The 14,174-nt window shown below is 53.1% G+C and carries 10 protein-coding genes; 5 read left to right on the top strand and 5 right to left on the bottom strand.

Annotated features, from left to right (window positions below):
- Window positions 1-79 precede the first annotated feature (79 nt).
- Window positions 80-697: a hypothetical protein gene (locus A1332_RS19830; protein ID WP_157204061.1), complete on the top strand. Its 618-nt coding sequence runs from the start codon at window positions 80-82 to the stop codon at window positions 695-697.
- Here A1332_RS19830 and A1332_RS19825 read toward each other — a convergent pair.
- The 3 genes from A1332_RS19825 to traF all read right to left on the bottom strand — a co-directional run bounded on the left by A1332_RS19825 (window position 687) and on the right by traF (window position 6,474).
- Window positions 687-3,884 carry a conjugal transfer protein TraG N-terminal domain-containing protein gene (locus A1332_RS19825; protein WP_064010153.1) on the bottom strand — a complete coding sequence of 1,066 codons (3,198 nt, stop codon included), beginning with the start codon at window positions 3,882-3,884 and terminating at the stop codon, window positions 687-689. The genes A1332_RS19830 and A1332_RS19825 overlap by 11 nt on opposite strands.
- A gap of 113 nt (window positions 3,885-3,997) precedes the next feature.
- Window positions 3,998-5,461, bottom strand: coding sequence for a conjugal transfer protein TraH (locus tag A1332_RS19820; protein WP_064010152.1), 1,464 nt, complete (start codon window positions 5,459-5,461; stop codon window positions 3,998-4,000).
- Window positions 5,458-6,474 carry a conjugal transfer protein TraF gene (gene traF, locus A1332_RS19815; protein ID WP_064010151.1) on the bottom strand — a complete coding sequence of 339 codons (1,017 nt, stop codon included), beginning with the start codon at window positions 6,472-6,474 and terminating at the stop codon, window positions 5,458-5,460. The genes A1332_RS19820 and traF overlap by 4 nt, the downstream gene beginning before the upstream one ends.
- Window positions 6,475-6,962: 488 nt before the next feature.
- Here traF and mobI point away from each other — a divergent pair, with 488 nt between their 5' ends.
- The gene (gene mobI, locus A1332_RS19810; protein ID WP_064010150.1) at window positions 6,963-7,433 is read left to right on the top strand and encodes a conjugative transfer protein MobI(A/C); all 471 of its coding nucleotides are present in this window, start codon (window positions 6,963-6,965) and stop codon (window positions 7,431-7,433) included.
- Between the two features lie 369 nt (window positions 7,434-7,802).
- On the opposite strand, the gene trfA is transcribed toward mobI, so the two are convergent.
- Together trfA and A1332_RS19800 are read right to left on the bottom strand one after the other, a co-directional pair.
- On the bottom strand, window positions 7,803-8,669 hold the full coding sequence (gene trfA / locus A1332_RS19805) for a plasmid replication initiator TrfA (RefSeq protein WP_064010149.1): 867 nt from the start codon (window positions 8,667-8,669) through the stop codon (window positions 7,803-7,805).
- Window positions 8,670-8,678: 9 nt separating this feature from the next.
- The gene (locus A1332_RS19800) at window positions 8,679-9,158 is read right to left on the bottom strand and encodes a hypothetical protein (protein WP_064010148.1); all 480 of its coding nucleotides are present in this window, start codon (window positions 9,156-9,158) and stop codon (window positions 8,679-8,681) included.
- A gap of 128 nt (window positions 9,159-9,286) precedes the next feature.
- On the opposite strand from A1332_RS19800, the gene mobH reads away from it, so the two are divergent.
- From mobH to A1332_RS19785, 3 genes are read left to right on the top strand one after another with little or no spacing between them, the layout of a single operon-like run.
- Entirely contained in the window at window positions 9,287-11,614 is a 2,328-nt protein-coding gene (mobH, locus tag A1332_RS19795) for a MobH family relaxase (RefSeq protein WP_064010147.1), read from the top strand.
- A complete protein-coding gene (traD, locus tag A1332_RS19790; RefSeq protein WP_064010146.1) occupies window positions 11,611-13,443 on the top strand; it encodes a conjugative transfer system coupling protein TraD in 1,833 nt (610 codons plus the stop codon). Before mobH ends, traD begins: the two co-directional genes overlap by 4 nt.
- Entirely contained in the window at window positions 13,440-14,072 is a 633-nt protein-coding gene (locus tag A1332_RS19785) for a DUF4400 domain-containing protein (protein ID WP_064010145.1), read from the top strand. Before traD ends, A1332_RS19785 begins: the two co-directional genes overlap by 4 nt.
- Window positions 14,073-14,174: the final 102 nt, after the last annotated feature.

Here is a 14,174-nt window from a genome sequence, read left to right as displayed (position 1 = left end):
CAATAATTTCAATATTATGACTTGGAAATCCTGCAATATACACGTACGATAATCGCACTATGATATTCGGGAGCTATTGATGTCATCCTCTCTATCAAACCGATTTAAAGGCCGAGCCACGATTCAGCAATCGAACGTCCATTCAGTTTTTAGCGGACATCATGCCACTGTACATTGCCATGACTGTAAACGCTCTATGGTGCCACGAGTTGTCACTTACTATGGCCAGCCACTGAAATCGATTTGCCCGTTTTGCGGCAGTACTTTCTCGAAATTCGAAAGCGGCTTTGGACGTTTATTACGACGTTTTCAAACTCGAACGTTGTCCTTTTCGGCCTTTTACGGTTTTGCAACTGCTATCATTGGATTTTGCTTTATCGGATTACTAAGCTCGAAGGGTCTTCTTTCAAGCAGCTTAGGACACATTTCCCTATACGGTACCGTCGTCTTCGGGTTGTTGGCTTTAGCAGAACTGGCCTACCAAGCTATTGAACAGCTGGCAGCTAAACTTGGCCATGAAAGCAATTATTACTGGGCCATCTTGGTAGTGTTGGCCATGGTCCTGATTCAGCAAATCCATGAGTGGACTTCCTATGTGGTGCTTTTATTTTCGATCATGCTAGTCCGAGGCCTACTGTTTGGATTATTGCAGCTATTCAAAACCCGCCGCAGCGTTAAAGGTTTGGCTAATAATTAATTCTTCCAAGGGCTCGGTTGTAATTCCCGATCTGGTCAATCAGATCCTTTCTGTTCTGACCGGCCGCTTGTTTTAGCAATTGGGCAATATTGCTGCCATTATCTTGCCCTTCCTCATCCAGTAATTTCTGTTTCGCGGCACCCAAATCGCCAGCTTTCTCACCAAAAACAGCGATACCTGCGAATGTATCGATCATCGCGGCGCGGTAATAGGCTTGTTGGCTTGAGGTTAGTCGATCCGAAACGGCACCCACACGTTGGTCGGCCCACTGTTTGGTGGCTTCAGTAAATCCAGCCTGAGATTGAGAGGCTCCGTATTTAATCGCTTCCCAATGGTCCGCTTTTTTTGAATACGCTTCTTCAGCATGCGCAATGAATTCATTCAGCGATCCTTTGGCACCCGCGCCGACGGCTTCAATATTTTTCGCTGAATTGTAAAGACTACCTCCCAAGTAGTTAAATGAGGCCTCCGCTGCCGAAGGCGTGTCATTGGCCGCAGCCGCAATCGATTGCCTAAAATGCTCTGCCTTGACATTCGCCAATTTCCCAAAGCCTTCTCTTGAGTTTTGTTCACGCTCAGCCAGATTTCGATCGTGTTGTGCTTCAACACGGGCTTCGCCACCGGCAATTTTTCCCGTCGCTGAACCAATCTGTGCCCGTGTTCGTTGATTTAACGATTCGGTTTCAGCGCGTGGGTCTTTGAGATTGGCCTGTTCGACGACTGATTGAACCCTACCAGTTTCCGGTGCATTGGTTTTCAGCGATTCGTTATGGTTGGCATTCCAGCTTTGATCGGCCTGCGGCGCATTAAAGGCATCGCCCAGCAGTTGGTAACCCGAGATGTGCGCCTGGTGCGATTGTTGATCATCCAGCGTGCGGTAACTGGGTGACGAAAAACCGGTCAATAACGACATGCCGGCGGCAGCATAGGCTTGATCGGCATCGCTGATCCAACCTGCCGCTTTCCATTGCGATGCCAGTCGTTGCGTATCGCCTCGCAAACCGTATTGATCCAATGTCCGATCCAGGCGTTCCATCAAGCCGGGATCATGCGCGATTTTGTATCCCGTTTCCGCCGCGCCGAAACTGGCTTGCGTTCCGAAGCGTTGTTGGGCCGATAGGGTTTGTTGATAGGATTCACTGGCGGATACCGCATCGGTTGCACTGTGTTGCAGCGAGGACAACGATTGATTTTGTAGCCCCATTGACGCGACGTTTCGAGTTCCAGTTTGCGCATCCAGCGCCAGGCTTTTCGCCAACCCGGCCTGATAGCCCTGACTGTCGTTGACGGTCTGACTGATGTCGGCGGCAATGGCATCAGATTTGTCCTGACCCACTTTAAAGTCATTCTGGAGCCGACCCGAAATCGCCGCACTCAATTTATCGTTTGAGGTCTTGCCGCCGGCGTTTGCACTACCGGCCACTAGTGCCGAAAAGTGATCGGCAGAGATGCCTGTATCGGCATGTTTCTTAGCGAAGGCTTCACCAAACTGACGATTATAGGCGTCGGTATAACTGGAACTGCTGGCGATTTGATTGCCCAATGAACGACTATCAAACGCATCGCTGCTGATGCTAGCCGATTTCGACGCCGTGGACGACACGCTATGCATAAAGCTATTGGTGGCTTGCTCGGACGCTGAATAGGCAGATGAAACGGCAGCGCTCATGTCCTTCCCGGCGGTAAAGGTGGGCAGCACTTTGTCGACTCCGGTTTGCGTAATCGCCGACAACGGACTGTATTGATGCTGCGCTTGCGCATTCAATACCGGCGCCGGACTGATCACATCCGGCGTGGCGATTTTCTCGTTGACGTAATCGCCACCGTCCATCCGCCCCAAAAAATGGGTAGTAGTCACTGCCCCGCGATAAATCAGCATCAAGGTGATGGCCGGCGTCGAAGCGGCCAGCATGCCGCCAATCGACAGCCATTGTTGCAACTCCATGTCCAACTGGTAGATACCCATCATCGACGGCAAGTTGTAGGTGGCGGTGGTCAGTGCCGCCATTTTGCCTGCGGCCGACATTTGGATGAACAGATTGATCACCGCCAGAATCGGCATCCACAACTGGATCCACAGCAACATTGAGAAGTAGCCGATATTCATCCGGATGCCTACATTGCCCAGCATCACCACGAAGGCCATGATCGGCGCGATGGCATAACTCAAGCCTTCGATGAACGCCATCATAGGCCGGACGATCTTGGCAAACAGGGTTTGTTCGGCGGCCCATTGGGTGTTGCGTTGCTGGATGGCTTGCTCGACCATCGCCGCTTTGTTCCAATGCAAGCCGTCTTCATGCCGGCCGATCACGCCTTTCTCGAACATCGGCAGGATCGCCGACATCAGCATGTAATCGGCAGCATCGACTACGCCAGGGCCGGCCAGTGCATCAAAGGCATCCTGGATTTTCGGCACCGTATCGCCTGCCGCCGGTACGCCCAAGGTCGGTTGCAACAACCCTTCCAGCGCCGTCGCGAAATTACCGGTGGCCACCACGCTCAAATCGGCCCAGGCATCCGTGCAGGTTTTGGTTTGCGGTTGGCCGCCGACATAGATTTGGGTCATGTAGATGTCGGAATCAAACCTGATCGCATTCAACGGATCGGCATCGCGCAAGATGGCATCTACTGATTTCTGGTTTAGATCGACACCGGTCAAGGTGCATTCCCGCACGTAATTGGCAAACGAGGTTTCCATGTCACTGCCGGCATTCGGCACGTTGGCCGCCCCCAGATTAATCCGCGACAACAAATTCTTCCTTACCGCCGTCAAGGTCTGCAAGCTGTCGGCAAAGCCATTGCCGGTCATCGACGGTGTGCCAAAGCCTTGTTCGAACAAGCGCGTGGTGCGATAACCCATGTTCGACATCACACTGCCGACCACCGCCGGACCCAGTGGTACGTTGTCGACCACCACCACGCTGCCGGTATAGGCATCCTCGATCGACACCTGCACCGACGGCGCATACAGCATCAACCACAACACATACGCCAACAATAAATCCTGATAACGAATGCCGCGACCATCCCATTGCAACAAGGCTCTAAGCATGACGATGATCACACCAATCAAACCACCCACGGCAGCAGCGGCACTGTAGTCGCCGGTGCCAGAGATCATCGCAATCGCATTGAGGACGGCTTGTAAATAGGCGGAATCGCCCACCGAGAAGATTTCAAACATGGGCGATTGCCTTTAAAGAAATAGGGTAAAACGAAGACACGCCTACGATTGATAGAAAGCACCGGTAAGCGAGTCTTGTAGTACTGTTCGGACAGAGCCTCATGCGGACTCCATTAAGGCGTCGGCCAAGCGGTGCCAGACGCCGGCAATTGCGCCACGGTGCCATAGTGTTTAGGCTTCACGGTGGTCATCAATTGCTGGTAAAACGCCATCAAGGTTTGCGGATTGCCATAGCGTCCGGCAATGGTGACGTATTCGTCCTGGATTTGCTCTCTAGCATCTTTCAGAGCATCCATCAGCAACTTGGCGTAGGCATGGTCATTCATGTGTGCGGCGGTTTGTACGGCAGTGAGCAAATCGTTGACGATTAGCTGCGCCAGTTCCAGGGCAATCACCGGTGCCGCTTCTTCAGCCCACAATTTGGCAATACCAGCGTCTTCCCGCGCGAGGTTATGAATCATGCCGCCGATGGCATCCGGCACAGTTTGCATGAAGGCTTTTTCGCTATCGGTGATTTGACCGCTGTTGGTCGAAAATTTGTAGATCAGCCCGTTGCCTGAATTCGCCGAACCCAACAGGATGTCCATCACCCGCTGCTTCAAGCCCACCAGATTGACGTTTTGGACCATAGGTTTCAGACACTGATCGGCATCGTGGCCATCACTGCAGGTGTACATCCTGACAGTTTGATAGCTGTTGTCGGCGTCGTTGCCGTACATCAAATCCTTGATACGCAACACCGGTGGCGGCGCGCTGATGGCATTGTTTTCGCCTTTGCCGTCGGGCGCGGCTTGCGGGGCGTCGACGATCACCGTGCCGGAAATACTCATCGCCGCTTCTAGCAAACTGTTGCCGCCAAACCTAAACCAACCACCGGCGTTTTGGTTGACTAAAGCCCTCCACACCAAATTGCCTTGGATGATCTTGGTCATATCCGTCGGATCGTTCTGTTTGATCTGCTGTACCGGATCACCCAGGGTACTGGTATTGGTCCAGCTTGAAAATACATCCGAGATGCCTTGGGTAAACGAGGCATTGGACAGATTGGTTTTGCTTTGCAGATCGAAAGCTTTGACCGTATCGTTGACCAGGCCTTGCGCCAAGCGACAGGAGTTGCTGAACATCTGGTTCATCTCCTGGATTTTCTTTTGCAGGTCAGTCATTACCGACGCACACCAGGGACACATGGCACCAACGGCTAACTGAAACGCATATCCCGCTGCATTGCCGGCCACGTTACGCATCAATTGCACGAACTGGTTGAAGTTGATAAAACTAAAACTGCCGGCAAATAAATCGATACCACCGCAGCCGGCACTGAACGACGGTGGTACAAACGAGACCAGGTTGGTATTAGTGATGCCATTGCGCGTCACCAAGCTGCCGCCGGTAATCACGCCACGGCGCTGTCCCAAATGCGCGGTCGGTGCCGTGTAGTTGGTCATGGTGCCGAACATGCTGTCCATTTCCTGTTGCAGGTCGGCATAGGCTGGAACGGCACTCTCAACCAACAGAATCAATACTAATACCTGGCGATATTGGTAGCGATAGCGAAATCGACATGAAAACGACATCATGGTGTACTCCCCCTTTGCGCACTGCGTTGCAATGCCTGGATCAGTGACAATGGATCTTGAGTGACCGCAGGGCTGATGCTACCGGCGGCCGGTAACAACATGGGTGTGTTACGAATGCCCTGGGTGGTTTGGTATTGCGTGGCATCGATCCAACCGGCTTCCTTGGCGGCCAGCAGAATCCGTCCGGTGAGTTCCTCCAACGACAAGGCGCCTTGCGCCAAAGGTACAATTTGCTTGGGCGGTTTCATCAGAAACAGCGCAGGGGTTTGCTCAACCCCCAACATGGCCGCCTGACCGTTATCCCGTTTGAACTCATTGAAAAAGCCATTCGGCATCGGTAAACCATCCAGCGACACGGGATAAATCTTGAATCCGTAAGCGTTTTCCAGCATCGCCAGAATCGGCGCCTGCACATGGCAATACGGGCAATCGGAGCGGAAGAAAAACAAAATACCGGCTTGGGCGGCAATCGCTTTCAAAGCACGCTCGGCCACCACGCTGGCTTGATGATTGGCTTCATTCGCGGCATAGGTAGCCACTGGCCGGCGCACCGTTTCATCCAGTTGCGGATCGGACATCACCACGTAACGCGCGGCATTGGTAAACCGCTCGGCTTTATCCATCATCACCCGCTGCAGGTAATAAAACGCCGCCACATTCTCGGGACTCGGATCGTCTATGGCCTGGTTTAGGTAATGCTCCAGGTTTTGCTTGAACCAGGCGGATGAGAGGGGTTGAGGTTCTACAGCAGTCTGGGCTTGAGCTTTGTGATCAACTTCAGCTTGAACAACACTGGGCGGTTTGATGTCAGGCTTGGGCTTTACCTGATCGGCTTGGGTTTCGGGTTGGGCATTTTTAACCGGCTCCGGCAGCACCTCATACCAAAACCAGCCGCGTTGTTTGTCTTCGAAATACGACGCAGCCGGCCTGTCGACAGCCTCATCAGCCGAGGCGGTCAATGCCTGCAGCAATAACGTCATTAACATCAACAATACGAAGGGATATGGGTTCATAGCCCTATTGTTACACCAGTCACCTGGCTATTCGTGTGCAATAAAAGTCAAATTCGACCTAATTTGTACGACAGGGCAATTTTTTTTACCTTGGTTGCAATAAAGGCCGATTTTGGCCTTTATTGTCAGTCCATCGGTTTTTACCTCGCCTAGAATCCGCGGCAGGTTTTGATCAGACTCAGCGCATAAACCTGTGCAGGATTTCCGTACGGCGATTCCCTGATCTATCAGGGACATTCAGCGAACGTTTTCAGTCATTGGCGATGTGCCGTGTCTGAACAGGGACAGGCCGATAAACCGGTTATCAGGGAACATCGATGTCAACCTGGCCATGTTTCGCAGAACATATCCCTAAGTATTCAGGGACGCGGCGTCTGAATGTCTGTACAGGTTTTTGGCCTTAGCCCTGTGTCAAACCGGAAAATCCCCCCCAAAATCCCTCAGGGACGACCACTCTAAATCCCTGAAGTTAAGTATTAGGAAAATTCATGAAAAGCGACGATAGCGAGAAAGAATCCTTACTGCCGACTGATGCAGTCATCCCAGTGTGGCTGGAGAGTAAAGCGGAGCAATTGCATGCCCACGCGCGCATGTTGGTGGATGATTACTGGCGACAAATGAATCAGCGACATCAACATGTGACCACCCAAGAGCGCGGGCATATTGGCGTTCGGATTCGTCGTCGTGAAAGTCGTTTGTCGTTTAGCATCGAGTGGTACCGGATGGCCACCCTGCGCCAAAATGGTCAAACTAAACCGATTTGCCAATACCTGAAAAAAGGTCCTGGCTATCGCTATCCCCTGCAGCGGATCCTGAAGGGTGAACCAGACTGGGAGCAGAAACTGGTGGAAACCTTGGAAAACGAATTCGCCGATATCCGTAAACAAGTGGCCCTGCTGGGTACACTGCGCGATGCCTATTGGCAGTTTCAAAAAGCCATGGCAACGGGCTCGCACTGAGTGTCGATGACGCTGCTGATGGGCAGACCAAGGCCAAAAGTTATCCACAGGGCAGCGGCCCTATATTTAGATTAAAAAAAGATTATAAATAGATTAGCACCCGATTTTTTAGGTCGTTGAAAATCGCTGTAGGCCACGCCAATCGTGACTTGCAGCGATTCAAAAAAACGCACTGAGCGTCGGTCGAATGCCGTGTAAAACGTCGGCCGAATGCCGTGCTTTTTGTCGGTCGAATGCCGTGTCTGTCGGCCGAATGCCGTGCCACCGTCGGTCGAATGCCGTGTCCGTGTCGGTCGAATGCCGTTAGTGCGTCGGCCGAATGCCGTATCGACCGAGCCAAAATAGCGTCGGTCGAATGCCGTGCTTTTTTCAACCGCTGTTGCCCTGTAAATACCGTTGCTGGCTCGCTGTGGGGTGTTTTTTAACTTTGACGGTATCCTCGCCGATCTCAAAGCTTTCCAGACTACCGCAGTCGACCAAGGCTTCCAATGCTTTGCGTAAACGGTATTTGAAGTCACGCAGGGTCGTGGCACTGCTGCCGCTCAAACGGTGGATGGTGTTGATTTTCAACGGATAAGGCGCTGCATGTGACGACATAAAACCCTGTAACCAGAGTGCCAAGGGGTGTTTACGTAATTTACGACGTTGCTCGAACTCGATGTAGGTGTAGCCGTCTTCAAACAAGCGCAGCATGGATTCGGTCACTTCCACCACGTAGCGATGGGTCACTTCATCACGGTGATACCGTAAGAACCCTTTTTCGCCAAAGGTGTCTCGGCCTTGAAAGGTGATTTCCACAAAGGCACCGCCTAAACGCGCCATGGATTCCTTCAACCATTCGTGCTGACTTTTGCCGGTCGATCGGCCTAAAGCCATCAGCAACGCATGCGCACTGAAGGTAACGCTAAAGCCCGGCAATTGCGTTCTGGATAGATGCACGATCTGCATCCAGACGTCCAGATCGGACTGATTGAGTTGAACGCCCAGATAACGGACTTCGATGCCCTCGACTGCGGCCAATAGGGTGCGCTTTTTGTACGCTATCCGCTCATTGCCCTGCACCCCGGCAAACAAGGCGCTGCGCAAACAGGCATTCGGCGTACCGCGCATACCGGCTGGCCAATGCGGTAAAGTCGCCAAGGGTTGGACTTTTGTGGGTTTGGATTTTTTAAGGGCCACCAGTTTTTGAAAGCGGTCGTCGAGATTGCCTAACGCGTCGTTGGTTGGGATACTCATGACGCCCCCTTATTTCAGCAGACTACTGGGATTGCAGGCATGCTGTAAGGCGGTTGGCATGTCTGTCGAGTCGATCAGCGCGCGTTCCTCAAGCGACAGGTCGAGCTGATGATGGCAATATTTTCGCCAGGCGCGTTCCAACTGGGATGGGTCGTCGATCTGCGTTAATTCGATTGAATCCGCAAAGCTGTTGTCAGCGTGTTTGGGCTTTGCAACGGTATCGGCATCGTTTAAGGCCCGCCAGGGCTGATCCACTTGCCTGACAACATGCTCTATCGACGCGGTCCGTAGCGCCGAACCGCCTATTCCGCCAGCCTGCCAGGCACTATCCAGGTGCCAGGGCTTTTTGGAATCGAGCATCATCGATCCGATGACGACTTCGTGAATGTGTTCATCCACTGCACTCGGCGATGCGCAAGCCGTGCACAGCGCCAAGCCTACAATCGGGATAAACGAGCGAATATGAGGGGGGATGGTGTCAATGTTCATGCTGCCTCCAGACGAATCAGAAAGCGCAGTACATTAATCACAAACTTTTCTGCTCTTCGTACAATAAAGGTCGAATTTGACCTTTATTGTACGAAGGGTCCAAAATTTTTATGTCACGATGCGGCGCCATGGAAAACGCCACGTCATCTTTCATCCAACGTATCAGTCAGCGTCTTTGGGGCGATAAACCGGCTTTGGTCAGTGCACCACCGGCATCGTCTGGCGAGGAGATTCCACGTTATCCACCCTTCATGAAGGGGCTGCCGGCGGCATCGGTAGCGCGTGTTCTGGCTACCCAAAGCGAGCTGATTCAATCCATAGAGCAGGCATTGGCATTGCCCGATGCGTTATATCAGGCGATTGCACTACCGGTCATTAAACGCTATGCCGCATTCAGTCATTTGTTGCCGGCCTCCGAATCACATCACCATCGCGGCGCCGGTGGTTTGTTTAGGCACGGCCTTGAAGTCGCACATTGGGCAACGCTGGCATCGCACGGCTGCCTATTTGCAAGCGACGCCACACCCAAGTCTCGTAAAACCTTGGAGCCGCGCTGGCGATTGGCCGTGTGTTTTGCCGGCTTATTGCACGACATCGGCAAACCTGTCTCCGACATCGCTGTCACCGACAGTCAGGGGCTGCACACCTGGAATCCCTGTGACGAAAATTTGATCGACTGGGCGGCACAACACGGTATCGATCGCTATTTTTTGCGCTGGCGAGAGAACCGTCATAAACGCCACCAACAGTTTTCGGCACTGGTTATCGAGCGGGTGTTGACGCGTGAGTCGCGTGCTTACCTGCTGGAACCGGGACCAGAAATCATGCAAGCGCTACTGGAAACCTTGCATGGTCTGGATCGCGGCAGCAAGCTCTATGAGTTAGTGGTTACCGCAGACTGCAAAAGCGTGGAACGCGATTTGAAAACCCATGCGCATTCGGTCGATGCGGCGTTGGGGATGCCGGTCGAGCGGTATCTGTTCGATGCGATGCGGCGCTTGATTAAATCAGGCCAGTGGCTGGTCAACGACAAAGGCGCCAGAGTATGGCGATTTCAATCCGGTGTGCATATTGTTTGGCGGACTGGCGCGCAAGACATCGTCGGTTTGCTGGCCAAAGACAAGGTGCCCGGTATTCCGCGCGATGAAGATACCTTGGCGGATATTTTGATCGAACGTGGTTTGGCAATTCCCAAACGCGATACCGCAGGCCGCCAGTACCGCTATTGGCGTATGCGACCCGATGGCTTGGACGCCGTGTTTTACATGCTGCGTTTGGCATCGTTGGAATCAATATTCAGCAATGAGCCGCCGGCCGCGATCGAAGGATTTGAAGTTGAGGACGAGGAATCTAATACACCAACCCAATCAGAAACCAACGACCAGGCATTGCCCGAAAAGTCAGTAGCGGTCAAATCTCGCAAACCGACCAAACCAAAGCAGGCTAGGGAGACACCATTAACCGACCGCGAGATTCCAAGCTTGGCTGTCATTCCCGATGACAATAGCCAAGAGCAGGTCCCGTTATCCCCAGTCATTCAGGTTGAATCGGATAACGGTGATACCGACAAACCCACCACCCTTGTCGAGGACGGATGCACGCCGAGCGTGGATGGCGATACCAAGTCTTCAGCCGACCCTCAAGCGGACATCGTGACGGAGCAAACCCAATCCATCCAAGACCCAGAAGCCTTATGGCTCAGCAATCATGGACAGGCCGGCGCGTGGTTTATCGAGATCGCAACCCGGATTGCTCAGGGGCAGTGGTCATGGAACGGCGAGCTCTTCGAAAGACACGGTAAATGGTTCTGCCTGTTTCCAGACGTTCCGCAAAAGCTTCAAATCGAAAGCGATGTGTTCATTCAAGGCTTGGTCGATCAAAACTGGTTAGTGACCGATGTGTTGTCTCCAATGCGGAAAGTGCAAACCTTAGGGCAGCAACGCGTCGTACAACTGGCTGAGGAACCTGCGCAGAGGCTAGTGCGCATGATAGGCGATTTACCGGTTAAAGCATCGAATGCGAAACCAACTGCATTGCCTGCTGAAAATGTCGAAGTCAAACCAGACAATCGTATCGATCCCGTCAATCCATCGACCCTTCAAAAGCCCACCCAGCAGCGAAACACAAAAGCCAAACCACGCAGTCACAAGCAACCAGCAGAACCCCCAGTAACGTCGACAACAGTCATGGATTCAGTCAAACCAAGCATTAACGACGGCATTCCGAGCGTGCAACCTAGGCAAGATTTTCCAGAAGTGAGCGCATGGATCTCGACACTGCGCACCTCGCCAGATCAGCAAGACGAGTGGATCACTGTTTCTGATGACGAACTCGGGGTCTACCTCGACGCACATCCGGACTTGAAACGCTATGAATTCCTGCGCGAAATCAGTCAGCATCCTGACTACCAAGTGCTGGGGCGTGGGCAAGGCATCAAAGTACGGGTTAAGCCATGAAATCCGATTACGACTATCAGTTTCCCTGGCGGCCCATCTTCGAGGTGTATGCCATCTCGGGCTGGCTAGGCGGTGCCGGATTGGCGTATTTCACAAGTCGCTGGTCGGGCCTACCGCGTGAGCCGTTCGACTGGTTGATGACGGCGTGTGGGGTCATGGCGTGTTGGCGGTTGTCGCCGGCCTTGAGTCTTTGGTACCGCAAACGCCGGTTGCGGCAGTTTCGGTTCCAATATCTGGATGCCGAAAAGCTGGTAGGCATGGTGAAACAGCATCCAGAGGCCTTGTGGTTCGGCTGGGGATTTGATTGGGTGCAAAAGCATGCTCAGTTGGCCTATGAGATCTTGAAACGCGATGTCTCGACCTTGATACCCAGCGACCATCAACGCATGGGCTCGGCCTGGATTCATGGCCTGGAAGTATCCGAAAGTGACATTCGCCAGCCCTTACAGCATACCGCCGGCCATACGCTGCTAGTCGGTACCACCGGTGCCGGCAAAACCCGCGCCTTTGACGTGTTGGTGACACAAGCCGTGTTGCGTGGCGAAGCAGTGATCATCATTGATCCCAAGGGCGACAAGGATTTGATGGCCTGCGCCAAACGGGCTTGCGCCTTGGCCAAGCGCCCGGATCGCTTCGTGTATTTCCACCCGGCGTTTCCGGAAGACAGCGTCCGTCTCGATCCCTTGCACAATTTCAACCGACCTTCGGAAATCGCCAGCCGCATCAGCGCCATTTCGCCGAGTGAAAGCAGTAACGATCCCTTCAAAGCCTTTGGCCAAAAATCGTTGGATAACGTGATTCAGGGCTTGATGGTGATCGAGGAACGGCCAACATTGGTCAAGCTGCGTCGTTATTTGGAAGGCGGTCCTTCGACGCTGGTGATTCAGGCCTTGGAACGCTATTTCGATAATAGCCTGGGGCAGTGGCGACACGAGGCGCGATCCTTTTTCAAAAAAGCAGAGGACATTGACTCCAAAGCGGCATGCTTGGTGCGATTTTACCGTGAGGTCGTCCAATACCGAGTGCCAAACCTGGATTTGGAAGGCCTGTTGTCCTTGTTCGAACATGACCGGGCACATTTCAGCAAGATGGTCGCCTCCTTGATTCCGATCATGAACATGTTGACATCGGGTTCTTTGGGGCCTTTGCTGTCACCGAATCCGCACGACGTAGATGACTTACGTCCCATCACCAATACCGGTCACATCATCGAAAAAGCCCAGGTAGCTTATATCGGTTTGGACTCGTTATCGGATGGCATGGTGGGCAGCGCCATTGGCTCGATTCTGTTGGCCGACTTGGCGGCCGTAGCCGGTGATCGCTACAACTACGGCGTCACGGACCGACCGGTGAATGTGTTTGTCGATGAAGCCGCCGAAGTCATCAACGATCCCTTCATTCAGGTCCTGAACAAAGGCCGGGGCGCCAAGATTCGCCTGTTCATCGCCACCCAGACCTTTGCCGACTTTGCCGCCCGTACCGGTTCTCAAGACAAAGCACGGCAAGTGCTAGGCAACGTCAACAACCTGATCGCGCTGAGGATCATGGACAGCGAAACCCAGCAGTACATCACCGACAATCTGCCGAAGACGCGGTTGAAGTACATCATGCGCACCCAAGGCGTGGCCACCAGTGCAACCAATCCTACGGTGTTTTCCGGCAATGTTGGTGAACGCTTGATGGAAGAAGAAGGCGATTTGTTTGCGCCCCAGCTATTGGGGCAACTGCCTGACTTGCATTACATCGCCAAGTTATCCGGCGGCCGCATCGTCAAAGGTCGCTTGCCGATACTGCAATCGGCACAAGATCGTCGAGGCGCGAGCTCATGACGCGCAATCTGTTGTTCAGCCTGATGCTTTGGCTACTGGAAGTGATCCTGGTGGCCAGTTTTGTGTCTGATCGCTGGACGCGCGAACTGCAGCGCGCCGAAGATCAAATGATGATCGGTTTTTTTGGCGCCGATAAAGAATCACAGATCAGCAAAACCGCACAACGCTGGTTTGATCGCCTGTTCGTCACTACCGGCATCCGCGACAGCGTGTTCCGCTACTTCATCCCCACCGAGCGCGAACGGCAGATGTCCAAAGGCTTCGAGGATGTGGGGCGTAACGATTTGTTTCCCTTTATCGAAAGTCGACTCAACGTACTGTGGGACACGATCTTTCAAATGATCAAGCGCCTGACCACGGCTTGCATCTGGTTACCGTACTTGGCAGCTGCCTTGCTGCCGTTTGTCGTCGACGGACTGGTGCGGCGCAAGATCAGCCAGACCAACTTCGATTACCCCAGTCCCATGGCGCATCGCTACAGCCTTTATCTGATTCTGGGGGCGTTGTATCTGTTGTTGGTCAGTTTGACCCTGCCGTTTCCGATTCCACCGCAAGCCGTGCCGGTGGGCGTTTTTGTCGTGGCTTACGCCGTCAACGTGTTGTTGGCCAATACGCAAAAGCGGGTGTAGGTGTTCCATGAATGTCATCTGTTTTCTGCACTGCAAGATCAACACACATCCGGAGCATAACCCCAGGCTCAGGCAAAACCCCAAACTTGTTTTACCCCTCAA

Source organism: Methylomonas methanica (assembly GCF_001644035.1).
Taxonomy (GTDB): Bacteria; Pseudomonadota; Gammaproteobacteria; order Methylococcales; family Methylomonadaceae; genus Methylomonas; species Methylomonas methanica_A.
Note: the sequence above shows the minus strand (reverse complement) of the source record. Positions and strands in the feature narration are given on the sequence as shown.

What these genes read in the sequence shown, in the direction of transcription:
- A1332_RS19820 (WP_064010152.1), bottom strand. Translation starts at nt 5,461, where the DNA reads ATGATGTCGTTTTCATGTCGATTTCGCTATCGCTACCAATATCGCCAG.
- A1332_RS19830 (WP_157204061.1), top strand. Translation starts at nt 80, where the DNA reads ATGTCATCCTCTCTATCAAACCGATTTAAAGGCCGAGCCACGATTCAG.
- mobH (WP_064010147.1), top strand. Translation starts at nt 9,287, where the DNA reads ATGGAAAACGCCACGTCATCTTTCATCCAACGTATCAGTCAGCGTCTT.
- traD (WP_064010146.1), top strand. Translation starts at nt 11,611, where the DNA reads ATGAAATCCGATTACGACTATCAGTTTCCCTGGCGGCCCATCTTCGAG.
- A1332_RS19825 (WP_064010153.1), bottom strand. Translation starts at nt 3,884, where the DNA reads ATGTTTGAAATCTTCTCGGTGGGCGATTCCGCCTATTTACAAGCCGTC.
- mobI (WP_064010150.1), top strand. Translation starts at nt 6,963, where the DNA reads ATGAAAAGCGACGATAGCGAGAAAGAATCCTTACTGCCGACTGATGCA.
- A1332_RS19785 (WP_064010145.1), top strand. Translation starts at nt 13,440, where the DNA reads ATGACGCGCAATCTGTTGTTCAGCCTGATGCTTTGGCTACTGGAAGTG.
- traF (WP_064010151.1), bottom strand. Translation starts at nt 6,474, where the DNA reads ATGAACCCATATCCCTTCGTATTGTTGATGTTAATGACGTTATTGCTG.
- A1332_RS19800 (WP_064010148.1), bottom strand. Translation starts at nt 9,158, where the DNA reads ATGAACATTGACACCATCCCCCCTCATATTCGCTCGTTTATCCCGATT.
- trfA (WP_064010149.1), bottom strand. Translation starts at nt 8,669, where the DNA reads ATGAGTATCCCAACCAACGACGCGTTAGGCAATCTCGACGACCGCTTT.